Source organism: Lacimicrobium alkaliphilum, assembly GCF_002591895.1.
Classification (GTDB): Bacteria; Pseudomonadota; Gammaproteobacteria; order Enterobacterales; family Alteromonadaceae; genus Lacimicrobium; species Lacimicrobium alkaliphilum.
In genome coordinates this window covers 23,711-47,410 of the sequence record NZ_NISX01000024.1, presented here as the reverse complement: position 1 = coordinate 47,410, position 23,700 = coordinate 23,711, and the positions used below count along the sequence as shown (strand labels likewise).

Sequence of the window (23,700 nt, the reverse complement as noted above, 5' to 3'; positions counted from 1 at the left end):
TAATGGCGGTACAAAAGAATCGTAAAACCCGTTCAAAGCGCGGCATGCGTCGTTCGCATGATGCCTTAACAGCGGAAACCTTGTCTGTAGATTCCACGTCAGGTGAGACGCATCGTCGTCATCACGTAACAGCTGACGGTTACTACAAAGGCAATAAAGTCGTCGCAAACTAAGCGAGCTGACTTTGACACATCTAACCATCGCGTTAGATATGATGGGGGGGGATAACGGCCCCCCCGTTACTATCGAAGCCGCAGTCCTTGCGGTGAAAGAATATTCACATCTGCATCTTATACTCTGTGGCGACAGTGAAATCATACGCCATGGTCTGCAAAGCTATTCCGATTTACCCGAAAAGCGCTTAGAGATCCTGCATACTGATCAACAGGTTGCGATGGATGAACGCCCCAGTAGCGCCTTGCGTAACAAGCAGAACTCTTCAATGCGCCGTGCTTTGGAACTGGTGGAGCAGGGGAAAGCCGATGCCTGTGTCAGTGCCGGTAATACCGGTGCGCTGCTGGCCATGGCTTATTACGTACTCAAAACGCTTCCGGGTATCGACAGGCCGGCTTTAATTTCCTCTTTACCTACCTCTGGTAAGAAAAAGGTTTATCTGCTTGATCTCGGCGCCAATGTTAACTGCGATTCGGAAATTCTGTTTCAGTATGCGGTTATGGGTTCGGTAATGGCAGAAGAAGTGGAGGGGATTAATAAGCCCCGGGTGGGATTGCTCAATGTGGGTGAAGAGCAGATTAAAGGTAATGATCAGGTTAAGCACACGGCACAAATTCTGTCTTCTGTGCCCGGCATTAACTATATTGGCTATGTAGAAGGCAATGACATCTTTACCGGAAAAGCGGATGTTGTAGTAACTGATGGTTTTGTCGGTAACATTGCTCTTAAAGCCTGTGAAGGCCTGGGTAAGCTGATTCTGAGTGAAGTGAAGCGGGTTTCAGGCAAGAACCTTCTGACCAGGGTAATGGCGCGCCTGTCATTACCTATCCTGCGTAAAATCTACTCAAGGGTGAACCCCGACCAGTACAATGGCGCGAGTCTGATAGGATTGCGCGGAATTGTTGTAAAGAGCCACGGTAATGCTTCGAGTGAAGCTTTGCTATACGCCATAAAAGAGGCCATAAGTGAGGTCGACAGGCAGGTTCCGACAAAAATCAAACATAAAATAGAAACCCTTCTAATGGAAAGGCCCTGAACCATGTATTCGAGAATTATTGGCACCGGCAGTTATTATCCCAGCCAGGTGCGTAGCAACGCCGATCTGGAGCAGATGGTCGATACTAACGACGAGTGGATTACCGACCGCACCGGTATTAAAGAAAGACGTATTATCGGCGACGATGAAACCGCTGCAACCATGGGTGCAGAAGCCTCAAAACACGCTATTGAAGCGGCTGGTATTGATCCCCGTAGTATCGATATGATTGTCTGTGCCACTACCAGTCACAACAAGTCTCTGCCCAGTGCGGCCTGTGATATTCAGAAAATTCTGCAGCTGGATGGTATTCCCGCCTTTGATGTAGGCGCGGCCTGTGCCGGTTATTGTTATGCCCTGAGTGTGGCTGATCAGTATATTAAGTCCGGTATGTGCAAACGTATCCTGGTGGTCGGCAGTGATTGCCTGAGCCGCTTAGTGTCTCCTGAGGATCGCACTATGGTGATCCTGTTTGGCGATGGCGCAGGGGCAACGCTGATCGAGGCCAGTGAAGAACCGGGCATTCTCTCGACTCATATTCACGCCGCAGGCTCGTACAATGACCTGCTCTATGTGGGTAACCCTGAGCGGGGCAATGAACAGTCTGTGCACGAGAACTGGGGCGTGATGAAAGGTAACGAAGTGTTTAAAGTGGCCGTCACCAAACTCAGTGAAGTGGTAGAGCAGACACTGGCCGCTAATGATATGCAAAAGTCAGACTTGGACTGGCTGGTGCCCCATCAGGCTAATTTTCGTATTATAAAAGCCACTGCCAAAAAGCTTGAAATGCCAATGGAAAGAGTGGTGCTCACACTGCAGGATTATGGCAACACCTCTGCAGCGACTGTACCCACTGCGCTCGATACAGCAATTCGCGATGGGCGCATACAGCGCGGGCACAATCTTCTGCTGGAAGCTTTTGGTGGTGGTTTTGCCTGGGCCTCGGCATTAGTACGTTACTAACAATAATTCGCCACAGAGATAAACATTGATCGTCATTCCGGCATGTTGTTAGCCGGAATCCTTTACAGACGGCTGAGTTGGCTAGGTTTAGTCGTGCAGCGGCCGTTAAAAGATCCTGATTTTCATCAGGATGACGAGGAAGCGTATCTCTGTGGTGATAAAAATATGGAGACAATCTATGTCAAAAACTGCGTTTGTTTTTCCTGGTCAGGGCTCTCAGTCTCTGGGTATGCTATCAGAACTGGCCGCAGATTATCCGCAGGTTGAAGAAACCTTTGCACAGGCCAGCGAGGTACTCGGTTACGATCTCTGGCATCTCGTTCAACAAGGGCCTGAGGCCGATTTAAATCAGACACAGCGCACACAGCCTGCTTTGCTGGCCGCCAGCGTTGCTGTATGGCGCGTCGCACAAGCCCAGGGGGTTCCACCGCCGGATCTGTTGGCTGGTCACAGTCTGGGCGAATATTCGGCGCTGGTGTGTGCCGGTGTGTTGGATTTTGCAGATGGCATTAAACTCACCGCGCTGCGTGGCGAATTTATGCAGCAGGCGGTTCCTGCTGGTACCGGCGCTATGGCCGCGATTATCGGTCTGGATGATGACAAAGTCGAACAGGCTTGTGCCGAAGCGGCCGCTGGTGATGTTGTTTCCGCTGTTAACTATAACAGCCCCGGCCAGGTGGTAATTGCAGGGCAAAAAGCTGCAGTTGAACGGGCTATGGAAGCCTGTAAAGCAGCCGGAGCCAAGCGCGCATTGCCTCTGCCAGTGAGTGTGCCTTCTCATTGTGCGCTGATGAAACCAGCCGCAGAAAAACTTGCAGCGGAACTGGCTGAACTGACCTTTAATGCGCCTGTCATACCACTGATTAATAATGTTGATGTAGAAACCGAGCAACAGCCGGAGCGGATTAAAGATGCTCTGGTTCGCCAGTTATTTAACCCGGTACGCTGGACCGAAAGTATGCAAAAAATGGTCAGTGAAGGCGTGACTCAGGTGTATGAGTTAGGTCCGGGCAAGGTACTGACCGGGCTGACAAAACGCATTGATAAGAGTCTGAGTTGTGATGCGGTTAATACCCCGCAGGGCATCCAGACACTAACTGAGAAAGGTAAATAAATGTCTGACTTACAAGGTAAAGTTGCACTGGTAACCGGTGCCAGTCGTGGCATAGGTAAAGCCATAGCCGAACAATTGGCGGCTCAGGGAGCGACGGTAATCGGTACCGCCACCTCTGAGTCTGGTGCGCAGAAGATCACTGATTATCTGGGTGAGCGCGGCAAAGGTATGGCATTGAACGTTATCGAGCCAGAACAGATTGAAGCGTGTCTGACTCAGATTAAGAGTGAATTCGGTGACCCGGATATTCTGATAAACAATGCCGGTATTACTCGCGATAATCTGCTTATGCGAATGAAAGACGACGAATGGCAGAGCATTATGGACACCAATCTGACGTCGATATTCCGTATGTCAAAAGCGGTTTTGCGAGGCATGATGAAAAAACGCCAGGGCAGAATTGTTAATATAGGTTCGGTGGTGGGTACATCCGGTAATCCTGGCCAGGCAAATTATGCGGCGGCAAAAGCCGGAGTGATTGGTTTTTCCAAGTCACTGGCGCGGGAAGTTGCCTCGCGCGGTGTTACAGTGAATACTGTTTCGCCGGGGTTTATTGACACCGATATGACCCAATCGCTGACTGATGAACAAAAAGAAGCCATCTTTAAGGATATTCCGGCCAACAGGTTGGGTGACCCACAAGAGATTGCGGCTACCGTGATGTTTTTAGTGTCAGATGGTGCCGCTTATATTACCGGCGAGACCATTCATGTTAATGGTGGTATGTTGATGGCCTGATAGGGCCATCTATCACGGTTAACCGGTGTAAAGATACCGGTATTTGTATTGATTTTACGAGTTCATGCGGGTAAAAAACTAATACCTGTTAATGAATATGTTTTGTGCTAGATTGTGGTTTGACCAGAAAAAAACTTTACGCTGTAGCTTGCAAGGCCTTAACTTGCAAAATACACTACTGCCAAATTTACATCTAGCGTCACTTTTAAGGGAAAACTAGAACTATGAGTAATATCGAAGAACGCGTAATCAAAATTATTGTTGAGCAACTGGGCGTTAAAGAAGAAGAAGTAAAGTCTGAAGCGTCATTTGTTGACGATCTGGGCGCTGATTCACTGGATACAGTAGAGTTGGTAATGGCGCTTGAAGAAGAATTTGATACTGAGATCCCGGATGAAGAAGCCGAGAAGATCACTACAGTTCAGTCAGCCATTGACTACATTAACGCTCACAAAGACGCGTAAAAATAACAAAAAACGGCTCATTCTGAGCCGTTTTTCCATCCCACCATCACGCACAGCATATGAACAGTTCAGGGCGCCCAAAGCCAAACTTGGCTGGTATGTCAGGGCGGCGAGTCTCATACGAAACTATTGCAGAAGCACCCACAGCTTTAGCGAACCATTCTATGATCATTGTGTCTGGTAATAAATTTTCCTCTCGGAGGCCATCGTGTCCAAACGTCGTGTTGTTGTAACAGGTCTTGGCATGCTTTCACCTTTAGGGCTGGATGTCAGCACTACCTGGGATGCTTTGCTTGCCGGTAAAAGCGGCATCGCTAATCTCGAAACGTTTGACGTCAGCAAGTTCTCTACCCGCTTTGCCGGTGTGATTAAGGGCTTTGACGTTGAACAGTACATGTCGAAAAAAGAAAGTAAAAAGATGGATCTTTTTATTCAGTACGGCATTGCTGCCGGTATGCAGGCGCTGAAAGATTCGGGCCTGGAAATCAAACAAGCGAATGCCGAGCGCGTCGGTGTTGCCGTTGGCTCGGGCATTGGCGGACTGGGGCTGATTGAAGAAAACCATTCTAAGTTGCTGGCTTCTGGCCCGCGCAAAATTTCACCTTTCTTTGTACCGTCCACTATCACTAATATGATTTCAGGCTTTTTGTCGATAATGGAAGGCCTGAAAGGCCCTAACCTGAATATTGTTACCGCCTGTACTACAGGTGTGCACAATATTGGTGTGGCGGCCAGAACCATTGCCTATGGCGATGCCGATGCCATGCTGGCAGGGGGCGCCGAAGCGGCGATTACGCCGCTGGGATTAGGCGGTTTTGCTGCCGCCCGGGCACTGTCTTCCCGCAATGACAATCCTCAGGCTGCCAGTCGACCCTGGGATAAAGACCGTGATGGCTTTGTTATGGGTGACGGTGCCGGTGTGGTAATGCTCGAAGAGTATGAACAGGCGAAAGCTCGTGGCGCAAAAATTTACGCTGAACTGGTCGGTTTTGGTATGAGTGGCGATGCTTATCATATGACTTCGCCGCCGGATGGTGGGGAAGGCGCGGCGCGCTCTATGGACAACGCTCTTAAAGATGCTGGTGTGAATGCTGATCAGGTGGGGTATATCAATGCCCATGGCACCTCGACACCAACCGGTGATGTGGCCGAAGCCATGGCGGTGAAACGGGTGTTTGCCGGTTCGGCGGATAAGGTACTGGTTAGCTCGACCAAATCCATGACCGGCCATTTACTCGGTGCCGCTGGTGCAGTTGAAGCTATTTTTACGGCACTGGCGCTGGTTGATCAAAAAGTGCCGCCCACCATTAATCTGGACAACCCCGACGAGGGCTGCGATCTGGACTTTGTGCCGCATACGGCACGAGATGTACAGATGGAATATGCCTTATGCAACTCTTTTGGTTTTGGTGGTACTAACGGTTCGCTGCTGTTTAAAAAGGTTTGAGCGGACACCAAACTGGTAAAATAAAACAAAGCCTGTAGAGTTCGACTTCTTACAGGCTTTTTTTTCGTTTCGAAGCAGGGCATGACAAAGATATTGATTAACGGCCAGCCACAAAACAGCCTGAGCGCTGCCGACAGGGCAGTGCAGTACGGTGATGGCATCTTTACCACGATAAAGGTTGAACAGGGTGCCCCACAGCTCTGGCCCCTGCATTATCAGCGCCTGACAAAAGGCCTGCAGATCCTGGGTATCGACTTCAATAGCTGGGATAAGGTGCAGGATGCCATTAACTGCCAGGCGCAAGAGGCACAAAATGCAGTGCTTAAACTGCTGATCAGTCGTGGTGAGGGGGGCCGGGGTTACCAGACTCCTGAAATGCAACAGCCACTTTGGATATTAACTGTTCACCCGATGCCTGAACATTATCAGAAATGGCAGCAACAAGGCATTGAACTGGGGTTAAGCGAGATTCAACTGGCCCGTCAGCCTAAGCTTGCCGGTATTAAACATCTTAACCGCCTGGAACAGGTGTTGGTAAAAATGCATGTACCTGATGACGGGCCTGAGGAAATGCTGGTCTGCGATACGCAGGGCATGATAGTGGAATGCTCAGCATCCAATCTTTTCTGGCAAATCAACGGTGTATGGTATACCCCGGATCTGTGTTATTGCGGAGTGGCCGGTGTGATGCGTGAGCGAATTTTGCAGCACTTTAAGACGGTTGGCAGTCCGGTTATGCAAGTACAGGCTTCGCCTCGCATCCTGCAACAGGCCCAGGCAGTATTACTCTGCAACAGTCTGATGGGGATTGTTCCGGTCAGGCGCTACAAGCATTATAACTTTGCAATCGACAGCGTAAGGCAGCTTGCCAGGGAGATACTTTGAATAAACTGAAGTGGTTAGTGTTATTACTGGTGTTAGGGCTGCTTGCGGCGGCCTGGGGTTATCGCGCACTGCTGCAGCAGGTGAATGCCCCTCTTAATCTTTCCGGCCCGGTTGAATATACCCTTGAACGCGGTCAGCATGTGAATCATCTGCTGCATTACTTACGTGCCAATGACATGATCCCCAGCCGGTTTGCGCCCAGAGTACTGGTGAAAATCAAGCCAGAACTGGCACAGGTTAAGGCTGGTACTTATGAGATTGAGCCCGGTATGAGCATATTGCAGCTGCTGAATATGCTGGTTGCCGGTAAAGAAAAGCTATTTTCCATACAACTGGTGGAAGGCTTTCGCTGGCAGGATTGGCTGATGCAGATACAGGCTCATCCGAATCTGGATGGCAGTGGGCTGAATAACGAATTTGTTCAGCAACTTGACCCACAGGGCGGCAGTCTTGAAGGCTGGTTAATGCCTGACACCTATCATTTTTCCAATGGTACCGATGCCCGCAAGATTGTGCGTCAGGCCTATAATAGAATGCAGGACTTTGTGCAGCAGGCGTGGCTAAGTGGCAATCCGGATTTGCCTTACACAACGGCTTATGAAGCATTGATAATGGCCTCGATAATTGAAAAAGAAACGGGCCTTGCCGAGGAGCGCAACCGCATTGCCGCGGTATTTGTTAATCGCTTACGCCGGGGTATGCGCCTACAGACTGATCCAACAGTGATTTATGGAATGGGTGAGAGCTTTGACGGCAATATTCGCCGCAAAGATTTACGTGAAGCCACACCCTACAATACCTATGTGATTAATGGTCTGCCACCCACACCGATTGCCATGCCCAGCGCTGCATCAGTGATGGCCGCAGTTAACCCCGTAGCCAGCGACGAATTGTATTTTGTATCGCGCAATGACGGCAGCCATGTGTTCTCTACTAATCTTGCCGATCACAACAAGGCAGTGCGACAATACCAGCTTAATCAAAAGTAAAGGATGGTTTTTACCACAGAGACACGGAGAACACAGAGGTCTGGTAATGTCTCTGATCTGGAGCCGCCCTCGTCATCCTGAACTTGCCCAGCAGCCTTTGATTGAATGGGATAGTCTTATTAAGCACCATCTGTTAATCAAAGGTGCTGGGCTTGTTTCAGGATCTCTGACAAACGGCAGCATGCCTAAGGATATAAAGTTAGTCATTCCCGCAAGTTGTTAGCGGGAACCCAGTGCCTCTGTGGTGAACTGAGTTACATAAAAGGTCTCTGGATGCCCGATAACTACCTCGGGCATGACGAACAGTGTTGAAGTTGAGTATTGGTGTTGTTGGTAAACAATAAAGTATTACACAGCAGAGAAAGGGAATTGATAAGCTATGTGCCCTAAACCCCTCTGCGTTATGTGCTTGCCCAGCACCTTTGAATACTGGATTAGTCCAGCTTTACTTTGTAGATGAATCAAAGGTTGCTGGGTGGTTTGTGGTAAATAAATAGAGAAACTATGCCCGGTAAATTTATTGTAATTGAAGGTCTCGAAGGAGCCGGTAAAAGCTCCGCGGTGGCACTGGTAAAATCCTGTATCGAAGCTGCCGGACATCAGCTGGTATGCACCCGTGAACCAGGTGGTACACCGATGGCGGAGGCTATCAGGGAGTGTGTAAAACACCCCTGGCAGGAAACTGTCACTATCGAAGCTGAATTGCTGCTGATGTATGCGGCCAGAGTGCAGTTACTGGAAAATGTTATCCGCCCGGCACTGAGCCAGGATAAATGGGTGTTGGGTGATCGTCACGACCTTTCCTCACGCGCTTACCAGGGCGGTGGCAGGCAACTTGACGACAGCCTGATTGAAAATCTGCGTAACATCAGTTTAAAGGGGTTTACTCCGAATCTGACGTTGTACCTGGATGTGGATCCGGCCATTGGGCTGGAACGGGCGCGGGGCCGGGGAGAGCTGGATCGTATTGAACAATCTGGCCTGGCTTTTTTTCAGCGCACCCGAAATAAGTACCTGCAATTGGCCGATGAGGATAGCAGCATCGAGGTGATTGATGCTATGCAACCCATAGAACAAGTGCATCAGCAGATAAAAAAGACACTGGATCGCTATTTAAGATGATATACCCCTGGTTTGAATCTGTATTTGAGCAACTGGGTGAGCGAATTCGCTCCAGCCATTTACACCATGGCTTGTTACTGCTTGGCCCTCAGGGCCTGGGCAAGGCTGAACTGGCGCAGGAACTGGCCGGTTACCTGCTATGCCAGCATCCCCAGACACAGCGCTGTGGTCAGTGTCAGTCCTGCAGTCTTTTTAACGCCGCATCCCACCCGGATTTTTATCAGATTCAGAGCGATAAACAGATTGGTGTGGATGATATTCGTCAGGCCGGTGCGAAGCTCAGTGGTATGGCGCAACTGTCAGGAGCCAAGGTGCTGATTATTTATCAGGCCCACACTATGACCGAATCCGCCTCCAATGCCCTTCTGAAAACACTCGAAGAGCCAGGGCAGGGTACCTATTTACTGCTTACCAGCAATAAACCCGAACGCCTGTTGGCTACCATACTCAGCCGCTGTGAGAAAATCCGGCTACCGAAACCGGATAGTCAGCAGACACATCGCTGGCTGGAACAGCAGCAACTTCAGGCAGAGCCGGAATTGCTGGCCATGTACAGTGACTCCCCCCTGCAGCTAAAGGCATTACTGGAAGACAGTGACGGCCCTGATTATGCCAGCTTTAAACTGCAGCTTAGCGAAGTGATTGGTGGCAAAAAAAGTGCTCTGGAACTGGCCAGTGAGTGGCAGGAACAGGCAGACAGGCTGCTCGGCTGGTTGCAGTTTGACCTGCTGCAACGGTTAAAACAACAGCCCCGGGATGATAAACTCTGGGGCCTTTGTACACAGTGCTCGCAAGCCAGGGCTCAGGTTACTAAACCGGGTCTGAACAAGGCGCTGTTACTGAACAGTGTATTGCAATCCTTAACCGAATTGAGGAACTGAAGTTGTGTTTGTAGATTCTCATTGTCATCTTGATCGACTGGATAAAACCCCTGAGCAACTGGCACAGACACTGGAGCAGGCCAGAGCCGCCGGTGTTGAGCATTTTCTGTGTGTCAGTGTATCGGTCAAAGACTATGACAGCATGCAAGAGGCGGTAAAAGACTTCAGAGATGTATCAGTGTCCTGCGGGGTACACCCGTTGCACCAGGAAGACGCCTGCAGTTATGAAGAATTACTGGAGAAAGCCAGTCGCCCTGAAGTGGTGGCCATAGGTGAAACCGGTCTTGATTACTATTACAGCAGCGATACAAGGGAAGTACAAAAGCAGTCTTTTATCGACCATATAAAAGTGGCAAATGAATTAAACAAGCCGCTGATTATCCACACCCGCGACGCCCGGGAAGATACCATTGCCCTGCTAAAACAATACAAAGCGCCGCATACCCAAGGGGTATTACACTGTTTTACTGAAAGCCTGGAAATGGCCGAGCAGGCCATGGCCATGGACTTTTATATCTCCATCTCCGGTATCGTCACCTTTAAAGCCGCACAAGAGCTTAAAGAGGTGGTTAAGCAGTTGCCATTAGAGCGCCTGCTGATTGAAACTGATTCCCCCTGGCTGGCTCCTGTGCCGCACCGTGGTAAGCCGAATGAGCCGGCCTATGTAACCGATGTAGCCCGGTATATAGCCGACCTGAAAGAAATGCCGGTGGCAGAACTGGCAAAAATCACTACTGATAATTTCTATCGGTTGTTTGATCTGGTGACAAAAGAATAACCTGCACAGGAACATTAATATAGCAATTGCACCTGTGCACTGGTGTCGCGAAGTAGGACTGCTGTCGGAGTCTACAGCCTGTCTCCCTTGCTTATTGTGTGAGTTTCAAAGCTTAGTCTGCCAGAATTCGCTTTCAATAAGGTAAATCACTCCATAAACGCGTCGCTGAGGGGTAAGCTTTGCCTGATACTTGTGGTTTTTGCCCTGCCGGGTTTGCCATTCTATGTTTAATTAGATAATGCTGTGCAGCGGCGCGGGTTCTCACGGATGCTTTGGCAACGCTGTACTCGATGTTACACGTTAAGAAAGGAGGTAAGAATGGGCATTGAAGAAATAGAAATAGACGGCCAGCTAATTACTGTTTCGCCACCAGTGAGTGATATCAGTGTGAATGAAAACTCTGTCAGGTATCAGGATTCAACGGGTGCCTCAGAAACATCCTTCAGTACTGCATCACAGGCCAGAGATTTTGCTGATTTTCTGACAAACCTTGCCTGAATAGCCTTCACATTCAGCTGAGAGTTACGCAGTCTGCAGATACGGCATTGTAGCCATGTTCAATACGGAGAAGTAATGAAAGAACTGGAACAGCAACTGGATTTTATTTTAGAGCTGGACAACCTTAAAAGAGTTTATCGACAGGCTCTGGTGAAACCGGATGGTAACAGGCAGGAAAACAGTGCCGAGCATAGCTGGCATGTGGCTATGCTGGCACAAACCCTTTGCCACTATGCTCAGGAGCCGGTTGATGTGGCACGTGTGGTTAATATGTTACTTATTCATGACATCGTAGAGATTGACGCGGGCGATACCTTTGCTTTTGCGTCTGAACATGAACTGGATGGTCAGCAAGATAAAGAATTTCAGGCGGCAAACCGTATCTTTGGTCTGCTACCCGATACGCAGTGCAGGCATGTAAAAGAACTATGGCTTGAGTTTGAGGCTGCAAACACCGCCGATGCACGATTTGCCAAAGCGATGGATAGAATATTACCACTACTTCAGAATATGCAGAATGAAGGCGGTAGCTGGGCAAGGCATAGTGTGAAAAGATCACAGGTGGTTGAGCGTAATAAATACCTTGAAGGATTAGCGCCAGAATTATGGGGTTATGCGCTTGAGCAAATTGATCTGGCGGTAGAAAAAGGCTGGTTATTAAGCGGATAAGCGCTGCGTGGCAGAACAAACTGGTAAGAGGGCAGAGTGATTAATAAACAAAATGACAATCATATTGTGACAGAACAACCCAAAAAGCGGCTTTCGGCCAGAGTTCGTATCTTAATTGGTCTTGCCAGCCTGCCTTCATTAGCGCTGGGCTATATGCTTGTCGTGACTGCGTTAAACACCGGTGTGGCAGGTATTAGCGCATTTGAACTGGTTTATTCGGTGATTGGCCTGGTTGCTGTGTATATTGCCGTGACAGGGAAACGCCTGTTCTGAAATAAGCCTGTGAACAACAAACTTTAAACGATGTCACAACCGGACTTTTCAGCCTATACCACCACAGAGCTGTTTGAAGCACTGGAATCTATCGACGATCAAAAATACCCACAGCGGACGAGGGAGATTGTCGAGCTGATTATGCACAAGACTCAGATCAGCACAGATGATTTGATTGCGGCGTATAGCGGCAATCCGGCAACGGCGCTGCTTGATGTGGTTACGCTGTTAACCGGCTTTGGTATTGACCAGAGTATGCCGGACAATCAGGTGTTGGATAAAATACGGCGGGCTGTTGCCCCGCCTGCTGAGAATTGTGTGAGTGATGATAGATAGGTTGAAAATCTTCTCTAGCACGTTTCTCCGACTGACGCTTGTCTTTCTGCTAACAGGACGTACTGGTTTTGTTTTTGTATGGTCTTTTGGGCAAAGACTGCTTTGTAGTGAAAATAAATCACTGAATAAATAGACAGGCGCTATTATTCTGCGTATAGTGCCCGCAGCTAGAAAGAAGTCTTATATTTATACCCTACATTTCGTTGTCTTATTCGTAATACTCGTCCTGCAGATCTTAAATTCCAGTCTCTATTTTTACGCTATTCATGGCTGTTAAAGGCCTTACTATATAAATTTCAGGATAATATTATGTCTAATGCAACTACAGGAACCGTTAAGTGGTTCAACGAAGATAAAGGTTTTGGTTTTATTGAGCAGCAAGGCGGCCCAGATGTGTTTGCACATTTCCGTTCAATTGTTGGTGATGGTTTCAAAACCCTTAAAGAAGGCCAACAAGTGCAGTTCACTATTGGTCAGGGCCAAAAAGGTCCCCAGGCTGAAAATATTCAGGGTATCTGATTAAAAAACTGCCCGGTTACTCCGGTGTGAGTTAAGCAGATACAAAAAAGCAACCTTAGGGTTGCTTTTTTTATGTCGTACGCCAGGGATTGGGGGAGGTCGGAATTGGGATCAAGGGGTGATCAAAAATGCAGCAAATGGATTTTGGTAAGTCAGTTATTCTTAGCGCCATTCCACTGGTAGCCGCAATCCCCCTTTATCGCTGGGTCAAAGACAATGATGATGATAGACAGGCTAAAGGTTTTTTCAAATAAGTTTCAGTGGTTAAAGCCCTTAGCTTTAATCATTGGGGCGATTTCACTGGCGGTGTTTTTGTATAGTCTTGTCTGCCAAAAATGCTTCTGGGCGCTGGATCAGTATTTGATCCCCGTAGGCATTTCTCTGCTGTGGTCCGGGGTACTGTATTGGTTTCTCGTTGCTTTTCCTGATGTTCCTGACAGACCAGCTTCTGATGAAAGATTTTTGAGGAAGATTTCAGTCAAATTGAAAAGGCTCGTCTACTTACTCTTTGCCCTTACCGGCCTGGTTTTAACCGTGGCCATTGTGGTTTTCACAGTCAGAGGATTGAGAATCTGGCTTCAGAGCTAATACCAGCTTAGCGAACCATTAATACGTCGTTTAGCCTCTTTCTCCATCTTTCCCGCCATTGTTGCCGTTGTCAGGATCCGGGTCTAACTGCATCGATTCGCAGGCCTGCATCAATGCCAGATTATTCAGTTTACTGACCAGGTTTTGAACACCCACATCAAAGTCATCGACTATGTCACATTCACTGACCTTAATGGGAAAAAACACCAGATCTGACTCACCCGAGTATTCTTTAATGATATCCAGGTTTACGTTATCCAGAGCTTCTACCTCGGCTTCAATACGAACCTGATCCAGATAGGTGGAAAAGATATCCTGTACTTGTTCTCGCGAGTACTTTTCAGCTTCGGTCAGTATGCGTAGCCTGGTGTGCTGCCATCCATTGGAACGGGTACAAAGATAAGCAAACATCAGCATTAGTCTTGCGGTTGGACCGCCGCGCCACCAGATATCAATCTGTCTGGCACTGGATGGTTCCTCCGGCTCAAATAACTGGCTCTGATACGAAGCCAGTGCCACCAGATTCATATTAGCTTCAATGACTTCCTGGCAACTGGCTGCATAATCTTTGGGGCGGTTGTCAAAGTTCGGGTTTACTGACTCCGATGTCCAGTGAATTACTGCGGTATTGGCCCGGATCGGTCCGATACCATAGGCATGCAATATATGACGTAAGCCACTGCGAAAGTCTGATGCCTGGGTAACAAGACTGAATGCCCGGATCCCCGCATCGTCAATCGCTTTATGGTATTGGTCGAGCACTTTCTGTCTGTCTGGCTCATTAGCATCATCAGTATTAATGATACGTGTCAGAGTCGTGAGCCCGCTTTGGCCCTCCAGTATGGCGGAAAACTTCAATAACTGAGTATGGTGGTCAGGATTCTTGGAAAAGACCAGCATATGAGGGCGCCAGTCCCCGGGATGAGGTTCAAGCCTGTTCATTTCAAACAGCAATTCGCGGATGCGTTTAAACATTGCTCCTCGCTGATGGTCAGTAAAATGGAGATGCTGATGGCTGCGTGCCAGATATTGATGCAGGCCAAACAATACTGCCAGGGCAATCATGGATGCTACAAAGTTGATGGCCAGCATTGCTGCCACGCAGCCGATGCCGCCGAGTAAACTGACCGTTTTGTGAGACCATCTGAAGCGAGGTCTGAAAAACGGGTTTTCCGAGTTCAGAGCGAAGAATGTGGCATAGTTAAGCAAGGCGTAAGCAGCCAGAAAAAACATACTGATTATCGGCGCCAGCAGATTCAGATCGCCAATAATGACACAGGCCAGGGCAATAATAGCTGACACAAAAACGGCACGTCGGGGATTGTTGTCTTTTCCTTCACCTTTGGCAAAGGGTGCCAGAAATGGGATCAGTCTGTCATCTCCCATTGCCTGCAATACTCTTGGCGCCCCCAGCATGGACGCCATTCCTGACGATAAGGTCGCGGCGATGACAGCGGCCGCCACCAATGACGGCCAGACTGATACGTCGGCCATAATGTAATAGTTCTCAGATAACCGGGATGTGCTGACAGCACCTGCCAGCACCAGTGCTACCATCAGATAAAGCAGCACCGACAAACCGATAGCAGTAAAGGTACCCAAAGGAATAGCCTTATGGGGCACTTTCAGGTCGCCGGACATGTTCAGGCCCTGAGTGAAACCGGTAATCGCCGGGAAAAATAACGCAAAAGCTAACCAGAACTGGCCTGTATCTCCACTTTTTGTCCAGTTTTCAGCCAGCGTTTGCTCAGAGAATGCGTTACTGCCACCAATAAAAAATGAAAGTAAGCCAAAGGCGACCAGGCCCATAATCAGATATTGTAATTTAGTGGTCCAGTCGGCTCCCAGCCAGGCAAATACAAACAGTGTCAGGATGACACCCGATGCCAGTAACCTTGGGCTGAGCCAGTCAGGTAACGAAAGCAGATTATTCAGAACTTCCACCAGTCCCATGACATAAAACGCCACCGATATTGAAATGGAGAGAAACAGAGTCAAACCCAGAGCACCTCCGAAAGGCGGTCCCAGGCTGCGGGAGATGACGTAATAGAACCCACCTTCCTTAACCCGTGTATCGGTAGCGATAACCGCCAGCGACAGCCCGGTCAGCAGGCAGATGACAAATGCAGACGTCATGATAATAAGGGTTTGAGCTAATCCTACTTCACCGACAATATAACCGGTGCGCAGAAACAGAATAATACCGACTATGGTCAGGATACTTGGCGTAAACACACCGCCGAAAGTACCAAAAAGATGGCGCTGTGGATTCGCATGGGTGCTCAGACGGTCGCTCTGTAAGCTACTGCTCTTTTCTGTCAAGCTGTTGGCTCCTGTTGTGTTATTTGCCATTCAGAGAAACCCAGGCCAATTTGCAACACCTCAGTGTCGCCGCCAATCTGGTTGCCCGGTTTACCGGGAAGCTATCCACTTCAGCCATTATTGGTACGAAATAGGGCATCAAGATAGTTTTGTACAACCCCGTTTATCATTATTACGCAACCGGGCATCGGTGTTAAACCCCAATGCTGCGGATTAAAAAATCCCCGATTTAAAATTACGACCTGTTGTTATAAAATGCGCGCCGGTTCGCTTAAGGAAAAAAGATGTCTGAAGTGATTGTTTGCGCGCTGTATAAGTTCGCCACCCTGGATGATTACCAATCCATTCGTAAGCCCCTGTATCAGTTAATGGAAGAGCAGGGTATTAAAGGTACCTTGTTACTGGCCAATGAGGGTATCAATGGTACGGTCTCCGGCAATCGTGCAGCGATTGATACTCTGCTGGCCTGGCTGAATCAGGATGCCCGTCTTAACCCTATTTCCTATAAAGAATCTATCGACGCCGAACAGCCTTTTCACCGCACTAAGGTCAAACTGAAGAAAGAAATTGTGACTATGGGCGTTGAAGGTATCGATCCCCGTCAGACTGTAGGAACCTACGTTCAGCCAGATGAATGGAATGATCTTATCAGCGATCCTGAAGTCTTGCTGATTGATACCCGGAATGACTATGAGATTGAAATCGGTACGTTTAAAAACGCGGTCAATCCGAAAACAGATTCATTTCGGGAGTTTCCACAGTACGTAAAAGAACAGCTCGATCGCAGCAAACACAAGAAAGTGGCGATGTTCTGTACCGGTGGTATCCGCTGTGAAAAATCCACTGCCTATTTAAAAGAGCAGGGCTTTGATGAGGTGTATCACCTGGAGGGCGGTATTCTTAAATACCTCGAAGAGATGCCAAAAGAGAACAGCCTTTGGCAAGGAGATTGCTTCGTATTTGATAACCGCGTGGCAGTGAATCACGATCTGGAGCGTAGTGGTTATGATCAGTGCTATGCCTGTCGTCTGCCGATCACCGAACAAGATAAGCAAAGTGAACACTATGAGCGTGGTGTAAGTTGCCCCCGCTGTTATGGCACTCACAGTGAAGAACAGATAGCCCGTTTCCGCGAACGTGAGAAGCAGGTAAACCTGGCCCGCCAGCGCAACGAAGAACATGTTGGCTCCCAAGCCAGAGAAGCCATGGAAATGCGTCGGCGTCAGAAGGCTGAAGAAAAACGCGCCCGCGCACTGGCGGCAAAAGCGAAAAGCTCAAAAACAAAGCAAACAGGCTGATAAGGCTTGTTGGCGTCAGTCAAAATCCAGTAGACTGGTGCCATTGTGTCTCCGGAGAAGAACATGTCAGACAAGGCATTAACAGAAAGTCAGGTTGCCGAGATTCGTAAAGAATTCGATTTTTTCGACAGCGACAATAACGGCATGATCGATCTCGGTGAGTTTATCGAGTTGTTAACCGTGCTTTCACCTAAAACCAAAGTCAAATCCGTACAGGAAGCATTCGATTTGATCGATGAAAATGCCGACGGCCATATTGATTTCACTGAGTTTCTGGCATGGTGGCAGCAAGGCTGGTGGGAGTATTGAGCATAAAATCAACCCGGATGCAGGGATAGACTCAATCCCGACCGGGTAACTGCTTGCAACTTTGTCGGGCATGAACATTTCAATTCCTGTTCTGCCCGCCAGAATAAAACGCCATAGCGTTTAGCCAAAACAGTATCTCAGGTAAGGCGTTTGTGTTTGCGGATAAAGATTCAAGGCCTTATCGTTTATACAAGACTTTAATCAGGTGATAACCAAAACGGGTTTTGACCGGGCCCTGAACCTGTAACTCGGGGCCTTTGAATACCGCTTTGTCAAAGGCTGGCGCCATTACACCTTGTTTAAACTCACCTAATTCTCCTCCTCGTTTTGCAGATGGGCATATTGAGTGCTTGCGGGCCAGTTGCTGAAAGTTGGCTCCCTGCTCCAGCTGTGTTCTGAGTTCCTGACATTGTTTTTGGGTCTTGACCAAAATGTGTAATGCAGCTGCGCGTCTGGACACGAGATTACCTTAGCGTAATTGGATAATAGCTGATCCTATACCGCTCAGAGTGAACAGCCAATAGCGAGTTTTAAACTTTGCCTCGGACTAGATTCGTCTACACTTAGTCGTTAATGGTCTAATGCCAAAGTTAGCGGCGACTATAGTTGTTGCTCCACTTACTATTAAGAAGAATAAATAATGACTAAGCCAGTTTATTTGATGATGGCACTGTACTGCTTTTCATTCTCTGTGTTTGCTGACACAGCGGCGGAAGTGCAAAAAACTATCGAACAGAATAATGCTTATACTAAAGCGAATATGAAATCTCCGGCGGATCCGGTGTCGGCCCAGGGAACTCTTGAGTTTTGGTCCAGTGGTGGTTTAATGCAGTCCGTACCAGCCAATTCGCCAGTGCAACGGTTTGAAAACTTTGGTTTGACGCCAAAACATATTCAGGTCGTGACCCTGGAAGAGGGCAAATCCGCTGTTGCTATGTATTACTCAGAGGGGGCATATCAGCCGGAAGGGATGCCCATGACTTCACACTATCTGACCCGGGTTACCGAGGTGTATGTGAAAGAAAACGGCCAATGGAAAGTCAGAGCAGCACATTTCTCGCCGGTTACGGGCGGTGAGGGAACCAAACAAAGCAGCCTTGATTAAGCAAAAAAAGCGCCCATCGGGCGCTTTTTTCAAATAACGGCTGACTATGCACCCAACGCTGTGCGTGGGTCTTCATAGGTGAGGTTTAGTTTTTCACCCAGTGCGTCGATCACTGCCTGATAGGTCACTTTACCTTCATGCACATTTAAACCATTAAGCAAATGCTGGTCATCCAGCATGGCCTTTTTAGGCCCTTTGTTTGCCAGTGCCAGTCCGAAAGGCAGGGTAGCGTTGTTCAGCGCCATGGTGGATGTCCTCGCCACACCACCGGGCATATTGGCTACACAATAATGGACGACGCCATCAACAACATAGACCGGATCCTGGTGCGTTGTGGCTTTCGAGGTTTCGAAACAACCACCCTGATCAATCGCTACATCCACCACTACCGAGCCTTCTTTCATATTACGGAGATGTTCACGGGTCAGCAGTTTAGGTGCTGCTGCACCGGGGATCAGGACCGCGCCGACCACTAAATCGGCATGTGAAGAGTAATGCTCAATGGCATCAACTGTAGAGAATACGGTTTTAACCTGACCATTGAAGATATCATCCAGTTCGCGCAAACGAGGCAAAGAGCGGTCTAATATGGTTACATCAGCGCCAAGGCCTAATGCCATTTTTGCTGCGTTGGTACCAACGACGCCACCGCCGATAACCAGGACTTTGCCCGGTGCAACGCCGGGTACACCACCGAGTAGCGTGCCACTGCCGCCATGGGCTTTCTCCAGATAATGCGCACCGGCCTGGACTGACATACGTCCTGCTACTTCACTCATTGGCGCGAGCAGAGGCAGGGCGTTACGGTTATCGGTAACGGTTTCATAGGCAATACAAGTTGCGCCGGAGGCCACGAGTAATTCTGTTTGGGTTGGATCCGGTGCCAGGTGCAAAAAGGTGTACAGGGTCTGGCCTTTTCTGAGCATTTTGCATTCGTGGGGCTGCGGCTCTTTTACTTTTACAATCATGTCTGCTTTGGCGAAGATCTCTTCCGGCGTATTGATAATGTCGGCGCCCGCGGCAACATACTGTTCATTGGTAAAACCAATGGCAGCACCCCCGTCATTTTCAACAATTACCTGATGGCCATGAGTGACAAACTCTTTAACTGCGGCCGGAGTGAGGCCAATGCGATATTCATGATTTTTTATTTCTTTGGGTACACCGATCAACATGTTCTATCTCACCTTGGTAACGATTTTGGAAAGGCGAAGTATAGGGGAAGTTTTTCAGCAGGTTGTACTGAATATCAATATGATGCAGTATTATATGCTAGGTAAAAAGCTTAATGCAGATTAAAATATGTTGGTAAAAACCCCCAAACACCTCGATCGCATTGATCGCAATATTCTGGTGGAGCTGCAAAAAGATGGGCGTATATCTAATGTGGAGTTGTCTCGCAGGGTAGGTCTGAGCCCAACGCCATGCCTTGAGCGAGTGCGCCGTCTGGAGTTGCAGGGCTATATTCTTGGATATTATGCCAGGCTGGATCCTACTAAGCTGGGTGCTGCAATGTTGGTGTTTGTAGAGATTACATTAACCAAAACCTCGGTGGATATCTTCGAAGAATTTTCTGCTGCGGTGAGAAAGCATGAAGATATTCAGGAATGTCACCTGGTTTCCGGGGATTTTGATTTTCTGCTTAAGGCACGGGTTGCAGATATGTCCAGTTATCGCAAACTACTTGGTGACACATTATTGCGGTTGCCAGGGGTAAGTGAATCAAGAACCTATGTAGTGATGGAAGAAGTGAAACATACCAGTACGATCAAGATCAGCCTTAAATAATCTTTATTCAGGCCCACTAAACCTTCAAAAATTTGCCTTGCCTGTGCGCTTTTTGAACTCTCGCTGGTATTGTTTATTTAAACTATATGGCGCTCTAGGATTTTAGACCCATGACTGGTATCTTTTACTGCTCATTATGCCTGAATGATCTCAAAATGCAGGGGGCAGCGTGATGTACCGCTGCGGTGTTACAGAAAACAGCTAAGGTAGGCGGCGTCACGGCAGATTACCTTGCATTTGAAAGCAACAAACGGCTCTGAATCCGGAATTTCGGGATCATCTGGGTATTTATTTCAATTAAAGTGATTAGTAAAACATCTATGGCGCGACTCTCCGGTATCCAAAGGATTATGGAAGTGGGCATGATTGTAAGCAGTGTCTTTGCCCTGTTTCTGTTGCTTGCTTTGGCTTCATTTGACCCAGCTGATCCCAGCTGGAGTCAGGCTGGCTTCCGTGAACAGGTAGAAAATGCGGCAGGCCCGGTGGGTGCCTGGTTTTCCGATATCCTGCTGAACAGCTTTGGCTATATTGCTTATCTGTTTCCCTTTGGTGCGGCACTGCTGGGGTGGTTCCTGTTCCAGCAAATCAAACAACTATCGGAAATAGACTATCTGACCATTGGCCTGCGTCTGATCGGTGTGATCTTACTCTTAGTGGGTGCCACCGGGTTGGCCAGCCTGAACTTTGACGATCTTCATGTGTTTTCTGCCGGCGGTTTTGTTGGTGATGTGATCAGTTCTCGTCTGTTACCTTATTTTAATCTCGCCGGCACGATTTTATTGCTGCTGTGTTTTTTCTGTACCGGCTTTACGCTGATGACGGGCATTTCCTGGCTGGCGATTATTGATGCTTGTGGAGCCGGTACTATCTCTGCCGTGAATGGATTGTTGCGGATTCCGGCAAAAGTGCAGGGTACCAATATGCCGGGCCTGCCAAGGCTGAACTTTACTTCGCTGAAGCGGCAAAAAGACGATACACAGGGGGGGGGCGAGCCAGAAAATTCATCACCCTCATACGGGCAATTCACACAGCCAAAACGTGAACCGGTGCTGGAGCCGGGGTTTGCGGATGAGCCGGTGATCAGCGAACCTGTGTTTACACAAACCCCACAACCGAAAAAAGCCCGCCCTGCAAAAAGCACAGCGCCTGCCAGCCAGCCGGATAATGGTATGTCAGAATCCGTAGGTGAAATGCCGACGGTAGAATTGCTTGATCGGCCCGACAAAGTTAAAAACCCGATTACGCAGGAAGAGCTTGAATCAGTGTCACGCCTGGTTGAGGCTAAGTTGATGGACTTTGGCATCGAAGCCAGGGTGGTAGGGGTGTATCCGGGGCCGGTGATCACCCGTTTTGAGCTGGATCTGGCGCCCGGTGTCAAGGTCAGCAAGATATCCGGTTTATCCAAAGATCTGGCCCGGGCCTTATCGGCTATCTCTGTACGGGTGGTGGAAGTGATCCCCGGAAAATCGGTGATCGGACTGGAATTACCGAATAAAAACCGTGAAATGGTGCGTTTGTCTGAAGTAATAGAATGTGATGCCTTCCAGAAATCCGGCTCTAATCTGACCATGGTGCTGGGCACGGATATTTCTGGCAAACCCGTAGTGGTGGACCTGGCCCGTATGCCACATCTGTTGGTTGCCGGTACTACTGGCTCGGGTAAATCAGTTGGGGTGAATGTGATGATCCTCAGCCTGCTGTATAAGTCTACTCCGGAAGATGTGCGCCTGATCATGATCGACCCCAAGATGCTGGAGCTGTCGGTTTACGAAGGGATCCCGCACCTGCTCGCTGAGGTGGTCACCGATATGAAAGAAGCGGCCAATGCGCTGCGCTGGTGTGTAGGTGAAATGGAACGGCGCTATCGCCTGATGTCAGCATTGGGGGTGCGTAATCTTAAGGGCTATAACGCCAAGATTGCTGATGCCATTGCGCGGGGTGAACCGATTAAAGACCCGCTGTGGAAGCCGGAACAGAGCATGGAGCCCGAAGCACCGGATTTGGAAAAGCTACCGAGCATCGTGGTGGTGGTGGATGAATTTGCCGATATGATGATGATCGTAGGCAAAAAGGTTGAAGAGCTGATTGCCCGTATTGCGCAAAAAGCCCGTGCTGCCGGCATTCATCTGATTCTGGCCACACAGCGGCCTTCAGTGGATGTTATTACTGGTCTGATCAAGGCCAATATTCCTACCCGTATTGCCTTTCAGGTGTCCTCTAAAATTGATTCCAGAACCATTTTGGATCAACAGGGAGCCGAGGCATTGCTGGGAGCCGGTGACATGCTCTATCTGCCACCGGGAAGCGGTGTACCTACCCGGGTTCACGGCGCTTTTGTGGATGACCATGAAGTGCATGCGGTAGTAGCAGACTGGCAGAAACGTGGTAAGCCGGATTATATCGATGAAATTCTCTCCGGTGAGGGCAGTGCAGAGGTCATGTTACCGGGCGAGCAGTCCGAAACCGATGATGAATCTGACCCGTTGTATGATGACGCAGTGGCTTTTGTGACACAGAATCGCCGTGCTTCGGTGTCCAGTGTGCAACGCCAGTTTCGTATAGGCTACAATCGCGCAGCGCGTATTGTTGAACAGATGGAACATTCCGGTGTGGTCAGCGCCCAGGGTCACAATGGCAACCGTGAAGTTCTGGCACCGCCGCCTCCCTGATAATTCTGACGATTGGTTGAGGTAAATCTTCTATTCAGGCTGTACTCAGCTTCGATGACGACAATGGTATTTTTAAAAGTGAGTTGAGAAAGAATGATTAAAAAGATTCTGTATGTATTTGCTCTGGTGTTGTCCCTTCCTTCTTTTGCGGCTGTCACAGAAAACGCCGCCACCGAGTTGAAATCCAGGCTCAGTGAACTGCACAGCTTTGAGGCAGACTTTGAACAGCAGGTCACCGATTTACAGGGAGAGTTACTGCAGTCGGCGACAGGTAAATTGCAGTTACAGCAACCCAATAAAATGCGCTGGCAACTCGATGAACCCAATGAACCCGATGAAACAACGCTTATCGCCGATGGTGATACGGTCTGGCATCAGGATCCTTATGTGGAGCAGGTGATTGCCTATGAGCAAAGCCTGGCTGTGCAGGGTAATCCTTTAGTTTTACTGGCGGAGCCGGACAGCGATCATTGGCAGTCTTTTCAGATAAGCCAGCCTGAGACGGGTCGTTTTGTGATAAAAAGTGAATCCGAAGACAGCCAGATAGCCAGTCTGAGCCTGAAATTTGAGGACCAGAAACTGGCGAAACTGACCTTTGAGGATCGCCAGCAGCAACGTACTCAGATGACCTTTAATCAGATCCGCCAGAATATTAAGCTGGCTCCTGAACTGTTCCAATTCACCCTGCCGGAAGGTTATGAGCTTGATGATCAGCGCCGTCTCGACGAATAGGGT

Annotated in this window: 27 protein-coding genes; 24 read left to right on the top strand and 3 right to left on the bottom strand. The window is 48.8% G+C overall.

The genetic code is table 11. The features are described from left to right. Positions 1-2: 2 nt before the first annotated feature. The 18 genes from rpmF to CDA54_RS19980 all read left to right on the top strand — a co-directional run bounded on the left by rpmF (position 3) and on the right by CDA54_RS19980 (position 13,140). Complete coding sequence (gene rpmF, locus CDA54_RS17950) at positions 3-173, top strand: 50S ribosomal protein L32 (protein WP_099036425.1); 171 nt, start codon at positions 3-5, stop codon at positions 171-173. Between the two features lie 11 nt (positions 174-184). After that, the gene (gene plsX / locus CDA54_RS17945; RefSeq protein WP_099036424.1) at positions 185-1,210 is read left to right on the top strand and encodes a phosphate acyltransferase PlsX; all 1,026 of its coding nucleotides are present in this window, start codon (positions 185-187) and stop codon (positions 1,208-1,210) included. A 3-nt stretch (positions 1,211-1,213) separates the two neighbouring features. Further along, a complete protein-coding gene (locus tag CDA54_RS17940; RefSeq protein WP_099036423.1) occupies positions 1,214-2,173 on the top strand; it encodes a beta-ketoacyl-ACP synthase III in 960 nt (319 codons plus the stop codon). A gap of 178 nt (positions 2,174-2,351) precedes the next feature. Continuing rightward, positions 2,352-3,287: an ACP S-malonyltransferase gene (gene fabD / locus CDA54_RS17935; RefSeq protein WP_099036422.1), complete on the top strand. Its 936-nt coding sequence runs from the start codon at positions 2,352-2,354 to the stop codon at positions 3,285-3,287. Further along, positions 3,288-4,025: a 3-oxoacyl-ACP reductase FabG gene (gene fabG, locus CDA54_RS17930; protein ID WP_099036421.1), complete on the top strand. Its 738-nt coding sequence runs from the start codon at positions 3,288-3,290 to the stop codon at positions 4,023-4,025. Positions 4,026-4,249: 224 nt separating this feature from the next. Beyond that, a complete protein-coding gene (acpP, locus tag CDA54_RS17925) occupies positions 4,250-4,489 on the top strand; it encodes an acyl carrier protein (RefSeq protein WP_062479413.1) in 240 nt (79 codons plus the stop codon). Between the two features lie 208 nt (positions 4,490-4,697). Further along, positions 4,698-5,936 carry a beta-ketoacyl-ACP synthase II gene (fabF, locus tag CDA54_RS17920; protein WP_099036420.1) on the top strand — a complete coding sequence of 413 codons (1,239 nt, stop codon included), beginning with the start codon at positions 4,698-4,700 and terminating at the stop codon, positions 5,934-5,936. An 81-nt stretch (positions 5,937-6,017) separates the two neighbouring features. Further along, positions 6,018-6,821: an aminodeoxychorismate lyase gene (gene pabC / locus CDA54_RS17915; protein WP_099036419.1), complete on the top strand. Its 804-nt coding sequence runs from the start codon at positions 6,018-6,020 to the stop codon at positions 6,819-6,821. After that, the gene (gene mltG, locus CDA54_RS17910; protein ID WP_099036418.1) at positions 6,818-7,810 is read left to right on the top strand and encodes an endolytic transglycosylase MltG; all 993 of its coding nucleotides are present in this window, start codon (positions 6,818-6,820) and stop codon (positions 7,808-7,810) included. Before pabC ends, mltG begins: the two co-directional genes overlap by 4 nt. 504 nt (positions 7,811-8,314) lie before the next feature. Further along, the gene (tmk, locus tag CDA54_RS17905; RefSeq protein ID WP_099036417.1) at positions 8,315-8,932 is read left to right on the top strand and encodes a dTMP kinase; all 618 of its coding nucleotides are present in this window, start codon (positions 8,315-8,317) and stop codon (positions 8,930-8,932) included. Then, entirely contained in the window at positions 8,929-9,813 is an 885-nt protein-coding gene (gene holB / locus CDA54_RS17900) for a DNA polymerase III subunit delta' (protein ID WP_229748205.1), read from the top strand. The genes tmk and holB overlap by 4 nt, the downstream gene beginning before the upstream one ends. Before the next feature lie 4 nt (positions 9,814-9,817). Next, the gene (locus CDA54_RS17895; RefSeq protein ID WP_099036416.1) at positions 9,818-10,591 is read left to right on the top strand and encodes a TatD family hydrolase; all 774 of its coding nucleotides are present in this window, start codon (positions 9,818-9,820) and stop codon (positions 10,589-10,591) included. A gap of 318 nt (positions 10,592-10,909) precedes the next feature. Further along, on the top strand, positions 10,910-11,089 hold the full coding sequence (locus CDA54_RS17890; protein ID WP_099036415.1) for a hypothetical protein: 180 nt from the start codon (positions 10,910-10,912) through the stop codon (positions 11,087-11,089). 75 nt (positions 11,090-11,164) lie between these two features. Next, positions 11,165-11,758: an HD domain-containing protein gene (locus CDA54_RS17885; RefSeq protein WP_099036414.1), complete on the top strand. Its 594-nt coding sequence runs from the start codon at positions 11,165-11,167 to the stop codon at positions 11,756-11,758. Positions 11,759-11,794: 36 nt separating this feature from the next. After that, a complete protein-coding gene (locus CDA54_RS17880) occupies positions 11,795-12,031 on the top strand; it encodes a hypothetical protein (protein WP_229748204.1) in 237 nt (78 codons plus the stop codon). 30 nt (positions 12,032-12,061) lie between these two features. Then, the gene (locus CDA54_RS17875; protein WP_099036413.1) at positions 12,062-12,367 is read left to right on the top strand and encodes a hypothetical protein; all 306 of its coding nucleotides are present in this window, start codon (positions 12,062-12,064) and stop codon (positions 12,365-12,367) included. A 309-nt stretch (positions 12,368-12,676) separates the two neighbouring features. After that, positions 12,677-12,886, top strand: a complete 210-nt coding sequence (locus CDA54_RS17870) for a cold-shock protein (protein WP_099036412.1) — start codon at positions 12,677-12,679, stop codon at positions 12,884-12,886. A gap of 128 nt (positions 12,887-13,014) precedes the next feature. After that, the gene (locus tag CDA54_RS19980) at positions 13,015-13,140 is read left to right on the top strand and encodes a hypothetical protein (protein ID WP_268235347.1); all 126 of its coding nucleotides are present in this window, start codon (positions 13,015-13,017) and stop codon (positions 13,138-13,140) included. Between the two features lie 364 nt (positions 13,141-13,504). Here CDA54_RS19980 and CDA54_RS17860 read toward each other — a convergent pair whose 3' ends face one another. Continuing rightward, positions 13,505-15,796 carry an amino acid permease gene (locus CDA54_RS17860; protein ID WP_180237271.1) on the bottom strand — a complete coding sequence of 764 codons (2,292 nt, stop codon included), beginning with the start codon at positions 15,794-15,796 and terminating at the stop codon, positions 13,505-13,507. 284 nt (positions 15,797-16,080) lie between these two features. Between CDA54_RS17860 and trhO the strand changes: the two genes are divergently transcribed. Both trhO and CDA54_RS17850 read left to right on the top strand, forming a co-directional pair. Then, a complete protein-coding gene (gene trhO, locus CDA54_RS17855; RefSeq protein WP_099036409.1) occupies positions 16,081-17,094 on the top strand; it encodes an oxygen-dependent tRNA uridine(34) hydroxylase TrhO in 1,014 nt (337 codons plus the stop codon). Between the two features lie 63 nt (positions 17,095-17,157). After that, the gene (locus CDA54_RS17850) at positions 17,158-17,403 is read left to right on the top strand and encodes an EF-hand domain-containing protein (protein WP_099036408.1); all 246 of its coding nucleotides are present in this window, start codon (positions 17,158-17,160) and stop codon (positions 17,401-17,403) included. Positions 17,404-17,581: 178 nt separating this feature from the next. Here the strand turns inward: CDA54_RS17850 and ppiC are convergent, their stop codons facing one another. After that, positions 17,582-17,863 (bottom strand): peptidylprolyl isomerase PpiC, encoded by a 282-nt coding sequence (ppiC, locus tag CDA54_RS17845; protein ID WP_099036407.1) that lies wholly within the window; start codon positions 17,861-17,863, stop codon positions 17,582-17,584. 180 nt (positions 17,864-18,043) lie between these two features. On the opposite strand from ppiC, the gene CDA54_RS17840 reads away from it, so the two are divergent. Further along, positions 18,044-18,508 carry a nuclear transport factor 2 family protein gene (locus CDA54_RS17840; RefSeq protein ID WP_099036406.1) on the top strand — a complete coding sequence of 155 codons (465 nt, stop codon included), beginning with the start codon at positions 18,044-18,046 and terminating at the stop codon, positions 18,506-18,508. Positions 18,509-18,552: 44 nt separating this feature from the next. On the opposite strand, the gene ald is transcribed toward CDA54_RS17840, so the two are convergent. After that, a complete protein-coding gene (ald, locus tag CDA54_RS17835; RefSeq protein ID WP_099036405.1) occupies positions 18,553-19,683 on the bottom strand; it encodes an alanine dehydrogenase in 1,131 nt (376 codons plus the stop codon). Positions 19,684-19,810: 127 nt separating this feature from the next. Between ald and lrp the strand changes: the two genes are divergently transcribed. From lrp to lolA, 3 genes are all read left to right on the top strand, one after another. After that, positions 19,811-20,296: a leucine-responsive transcriptional regulator Lrp gene (gene lrp, locus CDA54_RS17830; protein ID WP_099036404.1), complete on the top strand. Its 486-nt coding sequence runs from the start codon at positions 19,811-19,813 to the stop codon at positions 20,294-20,296. Between the two features lie 320 nt (positions 20,297-20,616). Next, positions 20,617-22,965 carry a DNA translocase FtsK gene (locus CDA54_RS17825; protein WP_099036403.1) on the top strand — a complete coding sequence of 783 codons (2,349 nt, stop codon included), beginning with the start codon at positions 20,617-20,619 and terminating at the stop codon, positions 22,963-22,965. Between the two features lie 93 nt (positions 22,966-23,058). Next, positions 23,059-23,697 carry an outer membrane lipoprotein periplasmic chaperone LolA gene (gene lolA / locus CDA54_RS17820; protein ID WP_099036402.1) on the top strand — a complete coding sequence of 213 codons (639 nt, stop codon included), beginning with the start codon at positions 23,059-23,061 and terminating at the stop codon, positions 23,695-23,697. Positions 23,698-23,700 lie beyond the last annotated feature (3 nt).

Excerpts from the sequence above, each read along its gene's own strand:
- CDA54_RS17825 (WP_099036403.1), top strand. The coding sequence starts at position 20,617 with ATGGCGCGACTCTCCGGTATCCAAAGGATTATGGAAGTGGGCATGATT.
- CDA54_RS17875 (WP_099036413.1), top strand. The coding sequence starts at position 12,062 with ATGTCACAACCGGACTTTTCAGCCTATACCACCACAGAGCTGTTTGAA.
- fabG (WP_099036421.1), top strand. The coding sequence starts at position 3,288 with ATGTCTGACTTACAAGGTAAAGTTGCACTGGTAACCGGTGCCAGTCGT.
- CDA54_RS17885 (WP_099036414.1), top strand. The coding sequence starts at position 11,165 with ATGAAAGAACTGGAACAGCAACTGGATTTTATTTTAGAGCTGGACAAC.
- pabC (WP_099036419.1), top strand. The coding sequence starts at position 6,018 with ATGACAAAGATATTGATTAACGGCCAGCCACAAAACAGCCTGAGCGCT.
- tmk (WP_099036417.1), top strand. The coding sequence starts at position 8,315 with ATGCCCGGTAAATTTATTGTAATTGAAGGTCTCGAAGGAGCCGGTAAA.
- lrp (WP_099036404.1), top strand. The coding sequence starts at position 19,811 with ATGTTGGTAAAAACCCCCAAACACCTCGATCGCATTGATCGCAATATT.
- holB (WP_229748205.1), top strand. The coding sequence starts at position 8,929 with ATGATATACCCCTGGTTTGAATCTGTATTTGAGCAACTGGGTGAGCGA.
- CDA54_RS17870 (WP_099036412.1), top strand. The coding sequence starts at position 12,677 with ATGTCTAATGCAACTACAGGAACCGTTAAGTGGTTCAACGAAGATAAA.
- rpmF (WP_099036425.1), top strand. The coding sequence starts at position 3 with ATGGCGGTACAAAAGAATCGTAAAACCCGTTCAAAGCGCGGCATGCGT.
- CDA54_RS17890 (WP_099036415.1), top strand. The coding sequence starts at position 10,910 with ATGGGCATTGAAGAAATAGAAATAGACGGCCAGCTAATTACTGTTTCG.
- CDA54_RS17940 (WP_099036423.1), top strand. The coding sequence starts at position 1,214 with ATGTATTCGAGAATTATTGGCACCGGCAGTTATTATCCCAGCCAGGTG.
- trhO (WP_099036409.1), top strand. The coding sequence starts at position 16,081 with ATGTCTGAAGTGATTGTTTGCGCGCTGTATAAGTTCGCCACCCTGGAT.
- ald (WP_099036405.1), bottom strand. The coding sequence starts at position 19,683 with ATGTTGATCGGTGTACCCAAAGAAATAAAAAATCATGAATATCGCATT.
- CDA54_RS19980 (WP_268235347.1), top strand. The coding sequence starts at position 13,015 with ATGCAGCAAATGGATTTTGGTAAGTCAGTTATTCTTAGCGCCATTCCA.
- fabD (WP_099036422.1), top strand. The coding sequence starts at position 2,352 with ATGTCAAAAACTGCGTTTGTTTTTCCTGGTCAGGGCTCTCAGTCTCTG.
- lolA (WP_099036402.1), top strand. The coding sequence starts at position 23,059 with ATGATTAAAAAGATTCTGTATGTATTTGCTCTGGTGTTGTCCCTTCCT.
- CDA54_RS17850 (WP_099036408.1), top strand. The coding sequence starts at position 17,158 with ATGTCAGACAAGGCATTAACAGAAAGTCAGGTTGCCGAGATTCGTAAA.
- CDA54_RS17840 (WP_099036406.1), top strand. The coding sequence starts at position 18,044 with ATGACTAAGCCAGTTTATTTGATGATGGCACTGTACTGCTTTTCATTC.
- acpP (WP_062479413.1), top strand. The coding sequence starts at position 4,250 with ATGAGTAATATCGAAGAACGCGTAATCAAAATTATTGTTGAGCAACTG.